13 protein-coding genes are annotated in these 21,115 nt (G+C 72.2%); 9 read left to right on the top strand and 4 right to left on the bottom strand.

Annotated features, from left to right (window positions below; genetic code table 11):
* Positions 1-32: 32 nt before the first annotated feature.
* Together crtI and AC5L34_RS05435 are read right to left on the bottom strand one after the other, a co-directional pair.
* Positions 33-1,541, bottom strand: a complete 1,509-nt coding sequence (crtI, locus tag AC5L34_RS05440; RefSeq protein ID WP_358166185.1) for a phytoene desaturase family protein — start codon at positions 1,539-1,541, stop codon at positions 33-35.
* Positions 1,541-2,695, bottom strand: coding sequence for a polyprenyl synthetase family protein (locus tag AC5L34_RS05435; RefSeq protein WP_441173717.1), 1,155 nt, complete (start codon positions 2,693-2,695; stop codon positions 1,541-1,543). Before AC5L34_RS05435 ends, crtI begins: the two co-directional genes overlap by 1 nt.
* Positions 2,696-2,759: 64 nt before the next feature.
* On the opposite strand from AC5L34_RS05435, the gene AC5L34_RS05430 reads away from it, so the two are divergent.
* Positions 2,760-3,698 (top strand): phytoene/squalene synthase family protein, encoded by a 939-nt coding sequence (locus AC5L34_RS05430; protein WP_494823956.1) that lies wholly within the window; start codon positions 2,760-2,762, stop codon positions 3,696-3,698.
* A 70-nt stretch (positions 3,699-3,768) separates the two neighbouring features.
* Here AC5L34_RS05430 and AC5L34_RS05425 read toward each other — a convergent pair whose 3' ends face one another.
* Positions 3,769-4,833 carry a serine hydrolase domain-containing protein gene (locus tag AC5L34_RS05425; protein WP_441173715.1) on the bottom strand — a complete coding sequence of 355 codons (1,065 nt, stop codon included), beginning with the start codon at positions 4,831-4,833 and terminating at the stop codon, positions 3,769-3,771.
* A gap of 92 nt (positions 4,834-4,925) precedes the next feature.
* Here AC5L34_RS05425 and AC5L34_RS05420 point away from each other — a divergent pair, with 92 nt between their 5' ends.
* The 8 genes from AC5L34_RS05420 (at position 4,926) to AC5L34_RS05385 (ending at position 20,126) form a co-directional block, all read left to right on the top strand.
* On the top strand, positions 4,926-6,380 hold the full coding sequence (locus AC5L34_RS05420; protein ID WP_441173714.1) for a dihydrolipoyl dehydrogenase family protein: 1,455 nt from the start codon (positions 4,926-4,928) through the stop codon (positions 6,378-6,380).
* Between the two features lie 111 nt (positions 6,381-6,491).
* Entirely contained in the window at positions 6,492-7,493 is a 1,002-nt protein-coding gene (locus AC5L34_RS05415) for a LacI family DNA-binding transcriptional regulator (RefSeq protein WP_363892374.1), read from the top strand.
* A 695-nt stretch (positions 7,494-8,188) separates the two neighbouring features.
* Positions 8,189-9,568, top strand: a complete 1,380-nt coding sequence (locus tag AC5L34_RS05410) for an ABC transporter substrate-binding protein (protein WP_441173713.1) — start codon at positions 8,189-8,191, stop codon at positions 9,566-9,568.
* A gap of 80 nt (positions 9,569-9,648) precedes the next feature.
* A complete protein-coding gene (locus AC5L34_RS05405) occupies positions 9,649-10,608 on the top strand; it encodes a carbohydrate ABC transporter permease (protein WP_441173712.1) in 960 nt (319 codons plus the stop codon).
* A 12-nt stretch (positions 10,609-10,620) separates the two neighbouring features.
* Positions 10,621-11,508: a carbohydrate ABC transporter permease gene (locus AC5L34_RS05400; RefSeq protein WP_441173711.1), complete on the top strand. Its 888-nt coding sequence runs from the start codon at positions 10,621-10,623 to the stop codon at positions 11,506-11,508.
* A 102-nt stretch (positions 11,509-11,610) separates the two neighbouring features.
* On the top strand, positions 11,611-13,287 hold the full coding sequence (locus AC5L34_RS05395) for a glycoside hydrolase family 13 protein (protein ID WP_494823954.1): 1,677 nt from the start codon (positions 11,611-11,613) through the stop codon (positions 13,285-13,287).
* A 141-nt stretch (positions 13,288-13,428) separates the two neighbouring features.
* On the top strand, positions 13,429-16,296 hold the full coding sequence (locus tag AC5L34_RS05390; protein ID WP_494823952.1) for a galactose-binding domain-containing protein: 2,868 nt from the start codon (positions 13,429-13,431) through the stop codon (positions 16,294-16,296).
* A gap of 137 nt (positions 16,297-16,433) precedes the next feature.
* Positions 16,434-20,126 (top strand): discoidin domain-containing protein, encoded by a 3,693-nt coding sequence (locus AC5L34_RS05385; RefSeq protein WP_494823950.1) that lies wholly within the window; start codon positions 16,434-16,436, stop codon positions 20,124-20,126.
* Between the two features lie 215 nt (positions 20,127-20,341).
* Here the strand turns inward: AC5L34_RS05385 and AC5L34_RS05380 are convergent, their stop codons facing one another.
* Positions 20,342-21,106 carry a crotonase/enoyl-CoA hydratase family protein gene (locus AC5L34_RS05380; RefSeq protein ID WP_441173707.1) on the bottom strand — a complete coding sequence of 255 codons (765 nt, stop codon included), beginning with the start codon at positions 21,104-21,106 and terminating at the stop codon, positions 20,342-20,344.
* Positions 21,107-21,115 lie beyond the last annotated feature (9 nt).

Below are 21,115 nucleotides of genomic sequence, written 5' to 3'. Positions count from 1 at the left end.
CAGGTGTCTCCCTGTTGCGAGGGGGCGGGCCATCAGGCATCACCGGTGATGCGGCCGGCGGCTAGCTTGCCGGAGATGAGCACCATGGGCACGCCGACGCCGGGCTGGGTGCCCGAGCCGACGAAGACGACGTTCGACAGCGTCCGGTGCAGGTTCGACGGGCGGAACGGGCCGGTCTGGAAGAGGCTGTGCGCGGCGGCGAACGGGGTGCCGGCGGCCATGCCCTGCTCGGCCCACTCGGCCGGGGTCACGGCCCGCAGCACCTCGACGCCGGCGCCGAAGCCGAGATAGCCGCGCTCCTCCAGGGTGCCGACGAGCTGATCGGCGTAGCGCTCGGTGAAGTCGCCCCGCCAGTCGAACGGCGCCCGGTCGAGGTTGGGCACCGGGGCGAGCACGTAGTAGGTGTGCCGCCCGGCCGGGGCCACCGACGGGTCGGTCCGGCTCGGGTTGGTGACCAGCAGGGACGGGTCGCTCATCAGCTGGCCCCGCCTGATGACCTCATCGAAGGTGCCCTTCCACGACCGTCCGAAGTGGATGTTGTGGTGGGCGATCTTCCCATATCCCTGTGTCGACCCGACGTGCAGGACCACGCAGGAGGGGGAGTAGGTGAGCTTGCGCGGGCGGCTCGGCGGCAGCAGGTCACGGTAGGCGACCGGCAGGTCGGGGTTGAGCACGACCACGTCGGCCGGGATCAGCTCGCCGTCGGCGGTCACCACCCCGGTGGCCCGGCCGTGGGCGGTCTCCACCCTGGTCACCGTGGTGTCGTAGCGGATCTCGACGCCGTGCTTCTCGGCGGCGCCGGCCATGCCGCGCGAGACGGCGTGGATGCCGCCGCGCGGGAAATAGACCCCGGCGACCGAGTCGAGGTACGCGATGACCGCGTAGATGGCCAGCGCGTCGTGCGGGGCGAGGCCGGCGTACATGGCCTGGAAGGAGAAGATCCGCTGGGTGCGCGGGTCGCGGAAGAACTGGTTGATCTTCGTCTGGAGTCGGCGGAAGGCGCCCCCGGCCAGCAGCTTGACCAGGTTGCCGGTGAGCAGGTCGGTGGGGGCGTCCAGGTTGCGCTCGATGAAGTCGGCGCGTTCCCACTGCCAGAGCCTGCGCGCGTAGTCGACGAAGCGCAGGTAGCCGTCCGCCTCGCGCGGGCCGCACACCCGGGCGATCTCGGCGGCCATCCGCGTGGTGTCGGTGATGACGTCCAGCGTCGACCCGTCCGGGTAGTACGCCCGGTACGCCGGGTCGAGCGGGGTGAGGTCCAGCCAGTCGTCCAGTTCCTCGCCGACCGCGCCGAGCGCCTCGGCGATCAGGTCGGGCATGGTGAGCACGGTGGGCCCGGTGTCGAACTCGTAGCCGTCCACGCTGAGCCGGCCGGCCCGGCCGCCCGGCACCGGCTCGCGCTCCAGCACGGTCACCTGCCGACCGCTGCCCGCCAGGTGCAGCGCGCAGGCGAGCCCGCCCAGCCCGGCGCCGACGACGACCACCCGGTCCGTACGCCCGTCAACGGTGCGCACGCGACCACCTCCTTGTGCGAAGTTGACCATCATGCCCGCCGGTTGGTGGCGGCGGTGGCGAGACCGGTCAGCGCGGTGCGCGCGGTCTCGTCGATCGACGCGGTGCCGAGCGCGCCCAGCGCCTCGGTGACCCGGTCGGAGATCATGCGTTCGACCCGGTCGACGGCCCCGGTGTCGGCGACCACCTCGGCGAGGCGGGCGACCTCCGCGTCCCCCACGCCGCCGCCGAGGCCGTCCAGCACGAGCCGCTGGGCCGGCGTGGCGAGCTGCCGGGCCAGCATGAGCAGCACGGTCGGCTTGCCGGTGCGCAGGTCGTCGCCGGCCGGCTTGCCGGTGGTGGCCGGGTCGCCGTAGACGCCGAGGAGGTCGTCGCAGAGCTGGAACGCCTCGCCCACGGCGAGCCCGTAGCGGGTGTACGCGGCGGTCAGCGGGGCGTCGTCCCCGACGCCGGCCAGGCGGGCGCCGAAGAGCAGTGGCCGCTGCACCGTGTAGCTGGCGGTCTTGTAGCGGGCCACCCGCAGGGCCCGGTCGACAGACCAGTTCCCGGCGTCGCTCTCGCCGAGCACGTCGAGGTACTGCCCGGCGATCGTCTCCACGCGCATCTGGTCGTAGCAGCGCCGGACGTCGAGCAGGCGGGCCGGCGGCAGGGCCGCGTGCGCGAGGAGCCGGTCGGCCCAGACCATGCAGAGGTCGCCGATCAGCACCGCGACCGACTCACCGAACCGACGCGGGTCGCCCCGATGGCCGGCCGCGGTGTGCCGGGCGGCGAGCGCCTCGTGCACGCTCGGCTGGCCCCGGCGCGTCGCGGAGGCGTCCATCACGTCGTCCTGCACCAGGGCGAAGGTGTGCAGCAGCTCCAGGGCGGCGAAGGCGGGCAGCACCGGCGGCAGCGAGCCGGTGCCGCCGGGCACGCCGCGCCACCCCCAGTAGGCGAACGTGGGGCGGACGCGCTTGCCGCCGGCCAGCACGCAGTCGCGGGCCGTCGCGGCGAATTCCCCCATCGCCGCGTCGATCTCGCCCAGCGCGTCGACCTCCGGGGCCAGGAAGGCGGCGAGGGTGTCCTCCACCGCCGTGACCAGGTCCTTCGTGTACGCGGCCAGAACCGCGCGCACCGGATCGTCCCCGTCGGCCGGGCCGGCGGGGGCCACGCGGAGCGAATTACCCGCAACTGCGTCGTTGGCCATGCGGCCGAGCGTACCCTAGGCTTACGAGTTGCGTCGATTCATGCGTCGAAATTGAGGAGGGCCGGTGGAAACCGATCTCACCGCGGCCTATGGCCGCTGCCGTGAGCTGCACAAACGGCACGGCCGCACCTACTATCTCGCCACCCGGCTCCTACCCGCTTGGAAACGGCGGCATGTCCACGCCCTGTACGGATTCACGCGCTACGCCGACGAGATCGTCGACCGCACCGAGGAACTGCCCCCCGCCGAGCGCGCCGCGCGACTCGACGACTGGGCCGGCCGCTTCGTCGCCGGACTGCACGGCGAACCGGTGGACGACCCCCTGCTTCCGGCCGTGCTGCACACGATCGCCGTCTTCGATCTCGACCGGGACGACTTCGCGTCGTTCCTCAAGAGCATGGCGATGGACCTGACGGTCACCTCGTACCGCACCTACGGGCACCTGCTCGACTACATGGAGGGCTCGGCGGCGGTGATCGGCACCATGATGCTGCCGATCCTGGGCAGCTCGGACCCGGCGGCGGCCCGGGAGCCGGCCCGTCAGCTCGGCTTCGCCTTCCAGCTCACCAACTTCATCCGGGACGTGGCCGAGGACCTCGATCGGGGGCGCACCTACCTGCCCGACGACGACCTGGCCCTGTTCGGCGTCACCCGCGAGGAATTGGCCGAGGCGCGCGCCCGGGGCCGGGCCACGCCGCGGATCCGGGAGCTGATCGCGTACGAGGTGAGCCGCGCCCAGGCGCACTACACCGCGGCGGCCCCCGGGATCACCCTGCTGGCGCCCGCCTCGCAGGCCTGCATGCGCACCGCGTACGCGCTCTACGGCGGGATCCTCGACGAGGTGGCCGCGCGGGACTACGACGTCTTCGCCGACCGGGCGCTGGTGCCGCAGCGCCGCCGGCTGACGGTGGCCGCCCGCGCCCTGATCACCCCCGCCGGCACCCCCGTGGTGATCCCCGGACCCGCGCTGGCGCCCGGCCCGCCGATCCCGTCCACCCCGTGACGGTCCCCTGCCGCTGACCGGCCACCCCCGGTTCGTCGGAGGCGACCGGATGGTCAGCGGTGGGCGACCGTCAGAGGCAGGAGTGCAGGGCCTCCACCAGGGTGTCGACGCGGTCGTGGTCGGCCAGGCGCGAGGTGGCGTAGGCGAAGGTGTAGCCGCGCCCGGGGTCGGCCCAGGCGGAGCTGCCGCCGATCCCGCCCATGCCCCAGCTGCCGTCCTCCTCCCACTGCATGCCCAGCGTCCACCGGGTACGCCGGCCGAGCAGCAGGTCGTCGCCGTCGTACTGGACCCGGGTCGCCTCAGCCACCAGCTCCCGGCTGAACAGCCGCACCCCGTCGAGGACGCCGCCGGCGAGCAGGCCCGCGTACAGGCGGGCCAGGGCGCCGGCGGTCGAGTGCAGGTTGACTGCCGGCACCTCGGCGCCGCGCCAGAGCGGGCTGTTCACCACCGTCAGGTCCCGGCCGCCGGGCGGGTTGTCCAGCGCCCGTGCCCAGAGCGAACCCGGCTCCCCGGCGACCCGATCCGGCCAGCCCGGATCGCCGTAGCGCAGCTCGGCGCAGCGCCGCTGGTCCGCCTCGCCGAGACCGAAGCCGAGGTCCAGCCGCCACGGACCGGCGATCTCCTCGGCCAGGAAGCGGCCCACCGACCGCCCGTCGACCCGCCGCACCAGCTCGCCCACCAGGTGCCCGTACGTCCAGGCGTGCTCGCCCGCGACGGACCCGGGCGGCCACTCGGGCTCGGCGGCGGCGAGGTCGGCGCAGAGCAGGTCCCAGTCGGCGACGGCGGCGGCCGGCCGGGGCACCGGGAACGCCGGCAGCCCGGCGGTGTGCGTCAGCACCTGGCGGACGGTGGCCGGGGCGCGGAAGCCGGGCCAGTGCTCGGCGACGGCGTCGTCCAGGTCGAGCCGGCCCCGGTCGACCAGCGCCAGCAGGCAGAGGGCGGCCACCGGCTTGGCGACGGAGTAGACGTTCACCAGCGTGTCCGGCAGCCACGGCCGTCCCGGTGACCGCTCGCCGCCGACGACGTCGACCACGGGCTCGCCGTCGTACCAGATCGCCAGGCCGGCCCCGGTCTCCCGGCCCTCGGCGAGCAGTTCGGCGAAGCGGTCGTGGACGGCGGAGAAGCGTGCGCGCATCCGGCCACGGTAGGAGGTCGGGACGTCGGCGGGCAGCGCAATTCCGGCGCGGCCGGCTGGCCGGCCGCCGGGCGGTGCGCGATGCTGGCGGCATGGCTGATCCGGAACTGGTGGACGTGGTCGTGGTCGGGCTCGGGGTCGGCGGCGAGGAGGTGGCCGGGCGGCTCGCCGAGGCGGGGCTGAGCGTCGTCGGCGTCGAGCGCGACCTGGTCGGCGGGGAGTGCCCCTACTGGGGGTGCGTGCCGAGCAAGATGATGATCCGCGCGGCCAACGCGATCGCCGAGGCCCGCCGCGTCGACGGGCTCGCCGGCTCCACCGAGGTGCGGCCCGACTGGGCACCGGTGGCGAGGCGGATCCGCGAGGAGGCCACCGACACCTGGGACGACACCGTGGCGGTGCAGCGGTTCACCGGCAAGGGCGGCCGGTTCGTCCGGGGCACCGCCCGACTCGACGGCCCCGGCCGGGTGCGCGTGGGCGAGCGGGTCTTCCAGGCCCGGCACGGGATCGTGCTCGGCACGGGCACCAGGCCGTCCGTGCCGCCGGTCGACGGCCTGGCCGACACGCCGTACTGGACCAACCGGCAGGCGATCGAGGTCGAGGAGCTGCCGGAGTCGCTGCTGGTGCTGGGCGGCGGCGCGATCGGGCTGGAGCTGGCGCAGGTCTTCGCCCGGTTCGGCGTACGGGTCACCGTGGTCGAGGCGCTGGACCGGGTGCTCGCCCTCGAGGAGCCGGAGGCGTCCGAGGTGGCTGCCGCCGCGCTGCGCGCCGACGGGGTGGAGATCCACACCGGGGTACGGGCGGAGCGGGTCGGCCACGACGGGCGCGCCTTCACCCTGCGCGGGGCGGGTGGGGCGGAGTTCACCGCCGATCGGCTGCTGGTGGTGACGGGCCGCCGGGCGCACCTGGACGAGCTGGGTCTGGACACCGTCGGGGTGGACGCCGGCCGGCGCTACCTGACCGTGGACGACCGGCTGCACGTGACCGAGGGGATCTGGGCGGTCGGCGACGTCACCGGCGAGGGGGCGTTCACGCACGTCGCGATGTACCAGGCCGGGATCGTCGTCGCCGACGTGCTCGACCACGCCCGGCGCGCCGACGCCGGGGCCGATCCCAGCGGCACCGCGAGCGCGACGGGTGGCGCGGCGGGTACCGGGGCGGGCGGTTCCGCTCGTGCGGTGCCGCGTGCCGACTACCGGGCGCTGCCCCGGGTGACGTTCACCGACCCCGAGGTCGGCGCGGTCGGCCTCACCGAGCACCAGGCCCGGGAGCGGGGCGTCAACGTGCAGGTCGGCCTGGCCCGGTTGCCGTCGTCGGCCCGGGGCTGGATCCACAAGGCCGGCAACGAGGGCTTCGTCAAGCTGGTGGCGGACGCCGACGAGGGCGTGCTGATCGGCGCGACCTCGGTGGGGCCGGCCGGCGGCGAGGTGCTCTCCGCGCTGGTGGTGGCGGTGCACGCGGCCGTGCCGCTCGCCCGGCTCCGGCAGATGATCTACGCGTATCCGACCTTCCACCGGGCGATCGAGGACGCGTTGCGCGACATGTCCTGACCGGACCGGACCGTCGGGCTGCCGGCTGAGGGACAGGGCGCGGCAGCGGAAAGCAGTCGCTCGACAGACGGCTGCTCATTTCTTGCAAGGCGATGACGTACGATTGCGGCCGTGACGAAGCGGTTGACCGAGGTTGCCAAGAAGGCGGGCGTCAGCGAGGCCACCGTCAGCCGGGTGCTCAACGGCCGGGACGGGGTCTCCGAGGCGACCCGGACGGCGGTGCTGACCGCGCTGGACGTGCTCGGCTACGAGCGGCCCACCAAGCTGCGCGGGGAGCGGGCCCGGCTGGTCGGGCTGGTGCTGCCCGAGTTGCAGAACCCGATCTTCCCGGCGCTCGCCGAGGTGGTCACCGGATCGCTCGCCCAACGCGGCTTCACCCCGGCGCTCTGCGCCCGCACCATCGGCGGCGTCTCCGAGATGGACTACGTGGAGATGCTCCTGGACCACCAGGTCTCCGGCGTGATCTTCGCGGGCGGTTCGTACGCGCTCGCCGACGCCCGGCACGACCACTACCGCCGGCTGACCGACCGGGGCCTGCCGGTGGTGCTGGTCAACGCGGGCGTGGACGAGCTGGGCTTCCCCCGGGTCTCCACGGACGACGCCGTGGCGGTGGAGCAGGCGTACGGGCACCTGCGCTCGCTCGGTCACGACCGGATCGGGATGGTGCTCGGTCCGGAGGGCCACGTGCCGTCCCGGCGCAAGTTGGACGCGATGGCGCGGGCGGCGGGCTGGGGCGACGACACGACGTACGTCGAGCGCTCCAGCTTCTCCATGGAGGGTGCGCGGGTCGCCGCGACGAAGCTGGTCGAGCGGGGCGTGACCGGCATCATCTGCGCCAGCGACGTGCTGGCCCTGGGCGCCATCCGGGCCGCCCGGCGGCTGGGCCGCGTGGTGCCGACCGACGTGTCGGTGGTGGGCTTCGACGACTCCGCGTTCATGACCTGCACCGACCCGCCGTTGACCACGGTGCGCCAGCCGATCGAGACGATGGGACAGGCCGCGGTGGACCTGCTGGTCACCCAGATCGAGGGTGTCGGCGTGCTGCACGACGAGCTGCTGTTCGAGCCCGAACTCGTCGTACGGGGCTCCACCGCGCCCGCCCCGGGTCGCTGATCCGGATCCGCTCCGGCCCGGTCACCGGCCGCAGTTCCCGTCGCCGACCGATCCCCCTGAACGTCGACTGACCCCTCCGGTCGCGGGCTGCCAGCCCGGCCGCCGAACGACGCTTTGGCCGTCGACTGCTGCTCGCAATCGGCGGCTTCTTCGCGTTGCTACGTCGCCGCCGACGGCCGGCGGCAGACCGTCTGTGGCGTCTGTCCGCCGTCCGTCCGGCGTCCGTCCGGCGTCTGTTTCGCGTCGGCGGGGGCCGTCCCGCGTGGCTGGCGCTGTCTCGCGTCGCCGGGGGCCGTCCCGCGTGCCTGGGGGCCGTCGCGCTCCACGGGGTGCGCGTATCGCGCCGACCGCCCCTGTCCGCCCGTGGACGCCGGCCCAACCCGGGCCCCGGGCTGGGCGCTGGTCCGAACCAGGGGCCCAGCGCGGATCAAAGGGGCGAAGCCTCTCAATCCGATAGCGTTCCAAGATCCTGTTCGAATCTGACGTCATACAGTCGCTGCTTTTCAGATTGGAATCGAAACCTTGCTGGAACAAGTCCACATAGCTACAGTGACTCCACTCACACCTGGCCCCGACGCACCTGGCGGGGGCAGGTCGCATGGCAGACGCAGATCAATGACGGCGCTCGGCCCGGGTGACGACCACCTCGGCTCGGCGCACGTCATGGAGACACCCGTTCCCGAAGGGATGGACAGATGTCCGTACCGCAGTACCGGAAGGCCGCGGCCTTGGCGCTCGCGGCCGGCCTGGGGCTCACCCTTGCGGCTTGCTCCACCAAGAGCGACGACGCGACGAGCGCAGCCGGTGGCAAGGTCACCATCACCGTCGACTGTCAGCCGGTCGGCTCCCAGAAAGAGCTGTTGAAGAACTGGAACGACGACGTCGCCGAGTTCCAGCGGCAGAACCCCGACATCGTCGTCAGGAGCGTGAGCGTCGGCGAGCAGTGCAACAACCCGCCGGACTTCACCGCCCGCCTGGCCGGCGGCACCGTCACCGACCTGTTCTACGGGTACATGACCGACCTCCAGCAGGTGCTGGACTCCGGCCAGGCGATGGACATCACCGAGTACGCCAACAAGGACACGATCCCCACCTGGGACAGCGTCGACCCGGCGCTCAAGGAGGTCTTCAGCGACGGCGGCAAGCTCTACGCCGTCCCCGCGAAGAACTACTCGATGGGCCTGGTCTACAACAAGGTCCTGTTCCAGCAGGCGGGGCTCGACCCGAACACCCCGCCCAAGGCGTGGCCCGAGGTGCGGGCGGCCGCCAAGAAGATCTCCGCCCTCGGCAACGGCATCGCCGGCTACTCCGAGTACAGCGCCGGCAACACCGGCGGCTGGCACTTCACCTCCCTGCTCTACTCGCAGGGCGGGCAGGTGCTGACCGAGGACGGCAAGAAGGCCGACTTCAACAACGCGATGGGCAGGCAGGTCCTGCAGAACCTCAAGGACATGCGGTACGGCGACAACAGCATGGGCAGCCGCCAGTTGCTGCAGTGGGGCGACCTGCTGACCAACGCCGCCGCCGGCAAGGTGGGCATGTTCATCGGCGCGCCGGACGCCACCCAGGCGATCGTCAGCCAGTTCCAGGGCAAGTTCCAGGACTGGGCGATGGCCCCGCTACCCGGCCAGGACGGCCCGGCGAAGGCGACGCTCGGTGGCGGCGAGGGCTACTTCTTCAAGAAGGGCCTCTCCCCGGAGCAGGTCAAGGCCGGCCTGAAGTGGATCGCGTACCAGAAGCTGACGCCGGGCAAGGGCCAGTTCGACTACGTGCGGGCCAAGCCGCAGAACTACCCGGTCGGCCTGCCCCAGCCGCTGCTCTTCGCGAACGGCAGCGACGCGCAGAAGCAGGAACTCGAGCTGCGCAAGGCGAACGCGAACGTCGACACCGCGAACTTCGCGCTCTTCGAGGCCGGCCCGGTCCCGATCAAGGGCGAACCCCGTAACGCGCAGGCGATCTACGCGGTGCTCGACGCGGCGATGTCCGGGGTCCTGACCAACCCGAACGCGAACATCGACGCGCTGCTGAAGACGGCCGAGGACAAGGTCAACAAGCTCCTCGCCGCGGAGAGCTGACCCGACGGGCGTGGGGGCCGGTGCGCCGGCCCCCGCCCCTCGGCAGCACACGTCCGGTCACCGATTCACCAGGAGTTGCCTTGGCGATCCTCTCCGCCCCGGGGACCACCACCTCAGACACGGGTCGTCCCACGTCGCCGTCGCCGGCGGGGCCGCGGCGTACGAGCCTCGGCCGCAAGGTGCGGGACAACCTCACCGGCCACGCGTTCCTCATCGGGGCGGTGCTCTGCTTCGCGATGTTCTCCTGGTACCCCATGATCCGCGGCGTCGTGATGAGCTTCCAGCGCACCCGACGCGGCGAGACCACCTGGGTGGGCTGGGACAACTACACCCGCATCATCGACGACCCGAGTTTCTGGACCGCCTGGAAGAACACGTTCACCTTCACGGTTCTCGCGCTCGTCCTGGGCTACGTGGTGCCGTTCTTCGTGGCGATCCTGCTCAACGAGTTCCGCCACGCCAAGGGCTACCTGCGGATCCTGGTCTACCTGCCGGTGATGCTGCCGCCGGCCTCGGCGCTGTTCCTGTTCAAGTTCTACGCGTACGACCCCAGCGACGCGGGACTCTTCAACGCGATCCTCAAGGCGCTGCACCTGCCGACGTCGCAGTGGATGCAGTCCCCCGAGATGACGATGCCCGCCATGGTGCTCGCGTCGACGTGGATGAACATGGGCAGCGCGGTGCTGATCTACCTGGCGGCGCTGCAGAACATCCCCGGCGAACTCTACGAGGCCGCCGAGCTCGACGGCGCCGGGCTCTGGCGGCGGATCCTGCACGTGACCGTCCCGCAGACCCGGCTGATCCTCGCGCTGCTGGCGATGCTCCAGATCGTCGCCACCATGCAGCTCTTCATCGAGCCGCTGATCCTCGCCAACGGCGCGGGCGCGGAGGACTCGGCGACCTCCGTCGCGTACCTCATCTATCAGCACGGGTTCTTCCAGAACGATCTCAACGGCGCCGCCGCGCTCGGCGTGATCATGCTCGTGGTGCTGGCCGGCTTCTCCGCCGTCTACGTGCGGCTGACCGCGAAACAGGACTAGGACGGACGAGGAATGGCACAGGACTCCGGAACCCGGACACTCGTCTCCCACGCCCAGCTCAGGCGGGGGCGCGGCAGGATCGTCTACTGGGCGCTGCTGGCCGTCGTCGTCGCGGGATTCACGCTCGTCTTCCTCGGGCCGCTCTACTGGATGGTCACCGGCGCGCTCAAGTCCGGCCAGGAGATCGCGCAGACCCCGCCGTCGCTGTTCCCGCAGGACCCCCAGTGGCAGAACTACGCCGACGCGTGGCACAACCTCGACCTCGCCAAACTGCTGTTCAACACGTTCTACTACGCGACCGGCGCGGTGCTGTTCCAACTCGTCCTCGACACCGCCGCGGCGTACTCCCTGTCGAAGCTCCGGCCGATCTTCGGCAACGTGATCCTCGGCCTGATGCTGGCGACGCTGATGATCCCGGCGATGGTCCTCATCGTCCCGCAGTACGTGACCGTGATCGACCTGCCGATCCTGCACGTCAACCTGCTCGACTCGCCGTTCGCGATCTGGCTGCCCCTGGTCGCGAACGCGTTCAACATCTTCCTGCTGAAGCGGTTCTTCGACTCGATCCCGGAGGACCTGATGGCGGCGGCGCTGATGGACGGGGCGACCCCGCTGCGCACGCTCTGGTCGATCGTCCTGCCGATGTCGCGCCCGATCCTCGGCGTGGTCTCGATCTTCGCCGTGACGGCGGTCTGGAAGGACTTCCTCTGGCCGAAGCTGGTGATGCCGTCGCCCGAGACGCGGACGGTCAGCGTCGGCATCTACGCCTTCTCCGGCGGTACGCCCATGAACGTGGTGATCGCGGCGTCGGTCATCGCCGCCATCCCGACCGTCGTCATCTTCCTGATCTTCCAGCGCAACATCATGTCCGGCCTCACCACGGGCAGCCTCAAGGGATAGCTCCCGGCGCAATCTCCCCGCGGCGGACAACGACCGTCCAACCCGGGGCCACCTCAAGGTCCGGCGAACCCGCCGACGCACTGACGCAGAAAGCAGGTGCTCGTGTCCACAGCAGACAACGGTCCGTGGTGGCGTGGAGCGGTGATCTACCAGGTGTACCCACGGAGCTTCGCCGACGGCGACGGCGACGGCATCGGCGACATCGCCGGCATCCGGTCCCGGCTGGACCACCTGTCCGCGCTGGGCGTCGACGCGATCTGGTTCAGCCCCTGGTACCCCTCCCCGATGGCCGACGCCGGCTACGACGTGGCCGACTACCGCGACATCGACCCGGTCTTCGGCACGCTGGCCGAGGCGGAGGCGCTGATCGCGGAGGCGCACGCCGTCGGCATCAGGACCATCGTCGACGTGGTGCCGAACCACTGCTCCGACCGGCACCCCTGGTTCCAGGCGGCGCTCGCCGGCGGGCCGGGCGCACCCGAGCGGGAACTGTTCTGGTTCCGTCCCGGCCGGGGCCCGAACGGCGAGCGGCGGCCCACCGACTGGGTCGGCGAGTTCGGCGGCGAGACGTGGACCCGGACCACGAACCCGGACGGCACCCCCGGGGACTGGTACCTGCACCTGTTCGCCCCCGAGCAGCCGGACTTCAACTGGGAGCACCCCCGGGTGCGGGCGGAGTTCGAGGACATCCTCCGGTTCTGGTTCGACCGGGGGGTCGACGGCATCCGGATCGACTCGGCCGGGCTACTGGTCAAGGACGGGACGCTGCCGGAGACCCTGCCGGACCGGCCGCACCCGTTCCGCGACCTCGACGGGGTGCACGAGATCTACCGCGACTGGCGGCGTATCGCCGACGGGTACCCCGGCGACCGGGCACTGATCGGCGAGGTGTGGATGCCGGACCGGCAGCGGTTCGCCAACTACCTGCGCCCCGACGAGCTGCACGCGGCGTTCAACTTCGACTTCCTCGGCTGCGCCTGGGACGCCTCGGCGCTCCGCGAGAGCATCGACGGGACGCTGAGCGCGCACGCGCTGGTCGGCGCCCCCGCCACCTGGGTGCTCTCCAACCACGACGTCACCCGGCACGTCACCCGCTACGGCCGGACGGACACCACGTTCAGCTTCGCCGCCAAGCGCGAGGGGATCCCCACCGACCTGGAGCTGGGCACCCGCCGGGCGCGGGCCGCCGCGCTGCTGTCGCTGTCGCTGCCCGGCGCCGCCTACGTCTACCAGGGCGAGGAGTTGGGCCTCTGGGAGGTCGAGGACATCCCCCGTGAGCTGCGGCAGGACCCCATGCATGTCCGCTCCGGCGGGGTCGATCCCGGCCGGGACGGCTGCCGCGTACCGATCCCGTGGTCCGGCGAGACGCCGCCGTTCGGCTTCAGCCCCGACGACGCGACGGCCGCGCCCTGGCTGCCCCAGCCGGCCGACTGGAAGGACCGCACCGCCAGCGCCCAGACCGGCGACGCCCACTCGATGCTGGAGCTGTACCGGGCCGCCCTCGCCATCCGCCGCACCGAGTCGGCACTCGGCGACGGGAAGCTGAGCTGGCTGCCCGCCCCCGAGGGGGTGCTCGCCTTCCGGCGGGCACCCGGCTTCGCCTGCCTCGTCAATCTCTCGGACGCGGCGGTGCCGCTGCCGCCCCACACCGACCGGCTGCTGGCCAGCGGGCCGCTCGACGACGACCGGTTGCCCCCGGACACCGCCGTCTGGCTGCGTACCGCCGAGGCGACACCCGCCCCGACGGCCGCGACGGACACGCGGCCCGCGCCGGCCTGACCGACGGTCGCCGGCGGCCCGTCCCGGCCGCCGGTACCGCCCACCCCGCCGGCCCGCGCCGGCCGAGGCCGACAGGGAGGTACGCGCACCGCACCGCACGACACGGGGGACCTGGCCATCCAAGGAAAGGGAGCGCCGCTCATGGCCGACCACACCACCGGGCACCACCAGCGAAGACGCCGCATCCGCGCGGGGCTCGCCGCCCTCACCGGAACCGCCCTCGCCGCCGCCTCGATCTCCGTCGTCGCGCTGACCACCACCGCGACCCCGGCCCGCGCGGCGGGACTCTCGCCGTTCGACATCCCGGGACGGGGCGCCACCGTCCCGTTCGTCGAGCAGGAGGCGGAGGAGGTCGCGCACACCGGCATGAGGATCGGCCCGGACCGGCGCTACGGCACGCTGCCGTCCGAGGCGTCCGGCCGGGAGGCCGTCACCCTCGACGCCGTCGGGGAGTACGTCGAGTTCACCCTGACCGCGCCCGCCAACGCGGTGACCTTCCGCTACAGCCTGCCGGACAACGCCGCCGGCACCGGCCGGGACGCCAGCATCGACCTGCGGGCCAACGGCACGCTGGTCAAGGCGGTGCCGGTCACCTCGCGGTACGGCTGGTACTACGGCGGCTACCCGTTCAACAACAACCCGGGCGACACCAACCCGCACCACTTCTACGACGAGACCCGGACGATGTTCGGGACCACGTACCCGGCCGGCACGAAGATCCGGCTCCAGGTCTCCTCGACCGCCCAGTCGCCGACGTTCACCATCGACCTGGCCGACTTCGAGCTGGTCGGCGGCCCCGTCGCGAAGCCGACCGGCGTGCTCGACGTGGTCACCGACTTCGGCGCCGACCCGACGGGCGCGACCGACTCGACCGCCAAGTTCCAGGCGGCGGTGGACGCCGGCCGGGCCCAGGGGCGGGCCGTCTGGATCCCGACCGGCACGTTCACCCTCTTCGACCACGTCGTGGTGGACGGGGTGACGCTGCGCGGGGCGGGCCCGTGGTACTCGGTGCTCGGCGGGCGGCACCCGACCGACCGCAAGCGGGCCGCCGGCATCTACGGCAAGTACGTCCCCGGCGGCGGCTACAGCGGCGAGATCCGGCCGCACGAGGCCGGCGGTCCCAGCCGCAACGTCACGCTGCGCGACTTCGCCATCATCGGCGACATCCGGGAACGGGTGGACGAGGACCAGGTCAACGCCATCGGCGGAGCGATGTCGAACTCGGTGGTCGACAACGTCTGGATGCAGCACACCAAGGTCGGGGCCTGGATGGACGGCCCGATGGACAACTTCACCATCCGCAACAGCCGGATCCTCGACCAGACCGCCGACGGGGTGAACTTCCACTGGGGCGTCACCAACTCCACGGTGTCCAACACGTTCGTACGCAACACGGGCGACGACGCCCTCGCCATGTGGGCGCAGAGCGTGCCGAACGTCAACAACTCCTTCACCCGCAACACGATCGGCGTGACGATCCTCGCCAACCACCTGGTGACGTACGGCGGGCGGGACATCAGGATCACCGACAACGTCACGGCCGACTCGGTCACCAACGGCGGCGGCATCCACGTCGCCAACCGCTACCCCGGCGTCACCGGCCCGACCGCCGTCTCCGGGACGATCACCGTCGCCCGTAACACCCTGATCCGCAACGGCAACTCGGACTACAACTGGCGCTTCGGCGTCGGCGCGATCTGGTTCTCCGCGCTCAACGAGCCCATCCAGGGTGCGGCGATCAACGTCACCGACACCGACATCCTGGACAGCTCGTACGCGGCGCTGCACTGGATCGAGGGGCAGACCAGCGGGATCAGCTTCACCAACGTGCGCATCGACGGCGCGGGCACGTACGCCCTCCAGGTGCAGGCGCCCAGCCAGGTGTCCTTCACCAACGTGCGGGCCACCGGGATCGCCCAGGCCAACCCGATGCACAACTGCGTCGGCAGCGGCTTCCAGATCACCCAGGGCACCGGCAACTCCGGCTGGTACACGGCGACGCCGTACTGCGGGCCGTGGCCCGAGCCGCAGTGGGGCGGCGGACCGACCAGCCCGCCCCCGACGACGACGCCGCCGACCACCGCGCCCCCGACCACCCCGCCGCCTACCACCCCGCCGCCGACCGGCGGGAACCTGGCGCAGGGCCGGCCGGCGACCGCGTCCAGCACCAACCAGAACTACGGCGCGGCGAACGCGGTGGACGGCAACGCGGCCAGCTACTGGGAGAGCGCCAACAACGCGTTCCCGCAGTCGCTGACCGTCGACCTGGGCGCGGCGCGCACCGTCGACCGGGTGGTGCTGAGGCTGCCCGCCGGCTGGGAGCGCCGGACCCAGACGTTGTCGGTGCTCGGCTCGACCGACGGCTCCTCGTGGGCCACCCTCGCCGGGTCGGCCGGGCGTACGTTCGACCCGGCCGGCGGCAACGCGGTGTCGATCAGCGTGCCGGCCGGCGAGCGCCGGTTCGTCCGGGTCACCGTCACCGGCAACACGGGCTGGCCGGCGGCGCAGCTCTCCGAGTTCGAGGTGTACGGCGGCGGCCCCACCACCCCGCCGCCCACGACCCCGCCACCGACGACCCCGCCGCCGACCAACGGGAACCTGGCGCTCGGCCGACCCGCCGCGGGAACCAGCCACGCCGACGTGTACGTGGCGGCCAACGCGGTCGACGGCAACCCGAACACCTACTGGGAGAGCGCCAACAACGCGTTCCCGCAGTCGCTGACGGTGGACCTGGGCGCCAACCGGTCGGTGTCCCGGGTCGTGCTGAAGCTCCCGCCGTCCTCGGCGTGGCAGACCCGCACCCAGACGCTGTCGGTGCTCGCCTCCACCACCGGCTCGTCGTTCACCACCCTGAAGGCCTCCGCCGGCCACACCTTCGACCCGGCCAGCGGCAACACGGTCACCATGACCTTCGCGGCGACCAGCCAGCGGTACCTGCGGCTGACGTTCACCGGCAACAGCGCCTGGCCCGCCGGCCAGCTCAGCGAGTTCGAGGTCTACTCCGGCTAGCCCGGTGGCCCGGCGCAGCGCCGCCCCGACCCCCCTCCCGCACCGTCCCCACCTGTCGCGGCACGACGGGCGTACCCCTGCGCCCGTCACCGGGCAACGCACCCGCACCCCACCCCCGAAAGAGGTGTAGCGACACCATGTCCAGACTCGGCACCAGACCCGGGACCGCGCCGACCGGCGCGCGCCGTCCCGTCCCCCGGTCCATCCGCCCGGCCAACCGACGGCTGCTCGCCGGCGTGCTCGCCGGGCTGCTCCTCACCGCCGTCCCGGCCGTGACCCCGGCGGCCGCCGCGCCACCGGCGGACCCGGCCGCGACCGCCGCCCGCGCCGCCCTGCTCGCCGGGCTCTCCGCCACCATGAGCGCCAGCAGCCACAACCAGAACTACGTGGCGGGCAACGCCAACGACGGCAACGCCGACACCTACTGGGAGAGCGCCAACAACGCGTTCCCGCAGTGGATCCAGGCCGACCTCGGTGCCACCGTCAGCGTCGACCGGGTGGTGCTCAAGCTGCCGCCGTCGTCGGCCTGGCAGACCCGCACCCAGACGCTGTCGGTGCTCGGCTCCACCAACGGCTCGTCGTTCAGCACCCTCAAGGCGGCCGGCGGCCACACCTTCAACCCGGCCACCGGCAACACCGTCACCGTCAACTTCACCGCGACCAGCACCCGGTACGTCCGGGTACAGGTCACCGGCAACACCGGCTGGCCGGCCGCCCAGTTCTCCGAGGTCGAGGTCTACGGCGCCGCCGGCAACCCCGACACCCAGGCGCCCAGCGTCCCGGGCAGCCTCGCGTACACCCAGCCCGCCAGCGGACAGATCCGGCTGACCTGGTCCGCGTCGACCGACAACGTCGGGGTGACCGGGTACGACGTCTACGCCAACGGCGCGCTGCGCGGCAGCGTCAACGGGTCCACGCTGACGTACACCGACAGCCAGCCGGACAGCGCCACGGTCTCCTACCACGTCCGGGCCCGGGACGCGGCCGGCAACCAGTCGGCGAACAGCAACACCGTGACCCGGACCGGCACCGGCAACCCGCCCGTCGGCACCAACCTGGCGGTCGGCAAGCCCATCACCGCCTCCGGGCACGTGCACACGTTCGTGGCGAGCAACGCCAACGACAACAACGTGGCCACCTACTGGGAGGGCAACGGCAACCCGAGCACGCTGACCGTGCAGCTCGGCGCCAACGCCAACCTCAGCCAGGTCGTGCTCAAGCTGAACCCGGACTCCGCCTGGGGGGCGCGTACCCAGAACATCACCGTGCTCGGCCGGGACCAGGGCTCCTCGACCTTCACCACCCGGGTCGGTGCCGCGAACTACAGCTTCAACCCGACCAGCGGCAACACGGTGACCATCCCGGTCTCCGGCGCGGCGGCCGACGTGCGGCTCTCGATCGCCTCGAACACCGGCGCCCCGGCCGGCCAGGTCGCCGAGTTCCAGGTCATCGGCACCCCCGCGCCGAACCCGGACCTGACCGTGACCGGCATGTCGTTCAGCCCGTCCGCGCCCGTGGAGACGAGCACCGTCACGCTCTCGGCCACCGTCCGCAACGCCGGCTCGGCGGCCTCCGGCGCCACCAACGTCAACTTCTACCTCGGCACCAACCGGGTGGGCACCGCGCCGGTCGGCGGCCTGGCGGCGGGCGCCTCGACCACGGTCACCGCCAACATCGGCACCCGGGACGCGGGCAGCTACCCGCTGAGCGCGAAGGTCGACGAGTCGAACAGCGTCGTCGAGCAGGACGACACCAACAACAGCTACACCAACCCGGGCCCGCTGGTGGTCAGCCCGGTCGCCAGCTCCGACCTGGTCGCCTCGGCGATCGCCTGGTCGCCCGGCACCCCCGCCGCCGGCAACACGGTCAGCTTCTCGGTGTCGATCCGCAACGCCGGCAGCATCGCCTCCGCGTCCGGCGCGCACGGCATCACGCTCACCGTACTCAACGAGGCGGGCACGGTCGTCCGTACCCTGACCGGCTCGTACTCCGGCGTGATCAACGCCGGGGCCACGGTCGGCCCGGTCAACCTGGGCACCTGGACGGCCGCGAACGGCAAGTACACCGTCCGGGTGGTGCTCGCGGCCGACGGCAACGAGCTGCCGGTCAAGCAGGCCAACAACACCAGCGATCGCGCGCTCTTCGTGGGGCGCGGCGCCAACATGCCGTACGACATGTACGAGGCCGAGGACGGCGTGGTCGGTGGCGGCGCCAGCGTCGTCGGGCCGAACCGGACCGTCGGCGACCTCGCCGGTGAGGCGTCCGGCCGGCGGGCGGTGACCCTCAACTCGACCGGCAGCTACGTCGAGTGGACCACCCGGGCCAGCACGAACACCCTGGTCACCCGCTTCTCCATCCCGGACGCCCCGGGCGGCGGCGGCATCAACTCGACGCTGAACGTCTACGTCAACGGCAGCTTCCACAAGGCCATCGACCTGACGTCCCGGTACGCCTGGCTCTACGGCAACGAGGCCAGCCCGGGCAACTCGCCGAGCGCGGGCGGACCGCGGCACATCTACGACGAAGCCAACGTCATGCTCAACTCCACGGTGCCGGCCGGCAGCCGGATCCGGCTCCAGAAGGACCCGGCCAACACCACCACGTACGCCATCGACTTCATCAACACCGAGCAGGTGGCGCCGATCGCGAACCCGGACCCGGCGCGCTACACCACGCCGACCGGCTTCACCCACTCCGACGTGCAGAACGCCCTGGACCGGGTGCGGATGGACACCACCGGCAACCTGGTCGGGGTGTACCTGCCGGCGGGCAACTACTCCACCGCCAGCAAGTTCCAGGTGTACGGCAAGGCGGTCAAGGTGACCGGCGCGGGGCCCTGGTACACCCGGTTCAACGCGCCGTCCGCGCAGGACAACACCGACATCGGGTTCCGGGCCGAGAACTCGGCGGCCGGATCGTCCTTCGCGAACTTCGCCTACTTCGGCAACTACACGTCGCGGATCGACGGGCCGGGCAAGGTGTTCGACTTCGCCAACGTGTCGAACATCGTGATCGACAACATCTGGAACGAGCACATGGTGTGCCTCTACTGGGGCGCGAACACGGACCACATGACGATCAAGAACTCCCGGATCCGGAACATGTTCGCCGACGGCATCAACATGACCAACGGGAGCACCAACAACCTGGTCAGCAACAACGACGCCCGGGCCACCGGTGACGACAGCTTCGCGCTGTTCTCGGCGATCGACGCGGGCGGCGCGGACATGAAGGACAACATCTACGAGAACCTGACCTCGACCCTGACCTGGCGGGCCGCCGGCGTGGCCGTCTACGGCGGCTACGGCAACACGTTCCGCAACATCTACATCGCGGACACGCTGGTGTACTCCGGCATCACCATCAGCTCGCTCGACTTCGGCTACCCGATGAACGGCTTCGGCGCCAGCCCGCCCACCCGGTTCGAGAACATCTCGATCGTGCGGGCCGGCGGGCACTTCTGGGGCGCGCAGACCTTCCCGGCGATCTGGGTCTTCTCCGCCTCGAAGGTGTTCCAGGGCATCCGGGTCAGCGACGTCGACATCGTCGACCCGACCTACAGCGGCATCATGTTCCAGACCAACTACGTCGGTGGGCAGCCGCAGTTCCCGATCACCGACACGGTCTTCACCAACGTCTCCATCAGCGGCGCCCGTAAGAGCGGTGACGCCTACGACGCGAAGTCCGGCTTCGGCATCTGGGCCAACCAGATGCCGGAGGCGGGGCAGGGCCCGGCCGTCGGGTCGGTCACCTTCAACAACCTGCGGCTGAGCAACAACGCGGTGGACATCCAGAACACCACCTCGACGTTCACCATCAACCGCAACTGACCCGCCCCGGCCGCCCGTGGTGGCGGCCGGGACCCCGGGCGGTGCGGCCACCGAACGCGCGGTGGCCGCACCGCCCGGCCCCGTCCGGCCTCCCGCCCGGCCGTCGGCGTGGCGCGCGCTGGTCGCGCCTTCGCCGATCAGTGGGCGGGGCGCGGTGCCGGCCGGACCTTCGCCCGGTCAGTGGGCCGGGGCGTGCCAGCCGGGCCTTGCCCTGGTCAGTAGGCCGGGGCGCCGTGCCGGCCGGCGCCGGCGGCGAACCGGGCCGCCCCGGCGGCGGCGTCGGCGGCCAGCGAGTCCATCCCGTACGCCAGCTCGCCCGCCATCGCCTCAGGCTCGGGCAGGCCGGCGCCGGCGAGCAGCGCCGCCCGGTCGTTGCGCAGGCAGGTCTGCGGGTGCCGGGCGATCTCGGCCGCCAGCCGCTCGGCCGCCGCCCGGGACTCACCCGGCGCGACCAGCCGGTTCACCAGCCCCATGGCGTACGCCTCCTCGGCCGGCACCGGACGGCCGGTGAGGATCAGGTCCATGGCCCGGCTCTCGCCGATCAGCCGGGGCAGTCGGACCGTGCCCCCGTCGATCAGCGGCACCCCCCAGCGGCGGCAGAACACCCCGAGCACCGCGTCGGACTCGGCGACCCGCAGGTCGCACCAGAGCGCCAGTTCCAACCCGCCGGCCACCGCGTGCCCGGAGATCGCGGCGATCACCGGCTTGCCGAGCGTCATCCGGGTCGGGCCCATCGGGCCGTCCCCCTGCGCCTCGACCCGGTTGCCGCTCGGCGTGCCGATGGCCTTCAGGTCGGCCCCGGCGCAGAACGTGCCGCCGGCCCCCCAGAGCACCGCCACGGAGGCGTCGGGGTCGGCCTCGAAGGCACGGAACGCGTCGGCCAGCGCCCGGGCCGTCGGCCCGTCGACCGCGTTGCGGGCCGCCGGGCGGTCCAGGATCACCGTGGTCACCGCCGCGGCGCGTTCGACGCGTACGCCCATTCCGACAGC

It is taken from the genome of Micromonospora sp. ZG13, assembly GCF_059359355.1.
Note: the sequence above shows the minus strand (reverse complement) of the source record. Positions and strands in the feature narration are given on the sequence as shown.

What these genes read in the sequence shown, in the direction of transcription:
- crtI (WP_358166185.1), bottom strand. Translation starts at nt 1,541, where the DNA reads ATGGTCAACTTCGCACAAGGAGGTGGTCGCGTGCGCACCGTTGACGGG.
- AC5L34_RS05435 (WP_441173717.1), bottom strand. Translation starts at nt 2,695, where the DNA reads ATGGCCAACGACGCAGTTGCGGGTAATTCGCTCCGCGTGGCCCCCGCC.
- AC5L34_RS05425 (WP_441173715.1), bottom strand. Translation starts at nt 4,833, where the DNA reads ATGCGCGCACGCTTCTCCGCCGTCCACGACCGCTTCGCCGAACTGCTC.
- AC5L34_RS05420 (WP_441173714.1), top strand. Translation starts at nt 4,926, where the DNA reads ATGGCTGATCCGGAACTGGTGGACGTGGTCGTGGTCGGGCTCGGGGTC.
- AC5L34_RS05410 (WP_441173713.1), top strand. Translation starts at nt 8,189, where the DNA reads ATGTCCGTACCGCAGTACCGGAAGGCCGCGGCCTTGGCGCTCGCGGCC.
- AC5L34_RS05400 (WP_441173711.1), top strand. Translation starts at nt 10,621, where the DNA reads ATGGCACAGGACTCCGGAACCCGGACACTCGTCTCCCACGCCCAGCTC.
- AC5L34_RS05390 (WP_494823952.1), top strand. Translation starts at nt 13,429, where the DNA reads ATGGCCGACCACACCACCGGGCACCACCAGCGAAGACGCCGCATCCGC.
- AC5L34_RS05385 (WP_494823950.1), top strand. Translation starts at nt 16,434, where the DNA reads ATGTCCAGACTCGGCACCAGACCCGGGACCGCGCCGACCGGCGCGCGC.
- AC5L34_RS05380 (WP_441173707.1), bottom strand. Translation starts at nt 21,106, where the DNA reads ATGGGCGTACGCGTCGAACGCGCCGCGGCGGTGACCACGGTGATCCTG.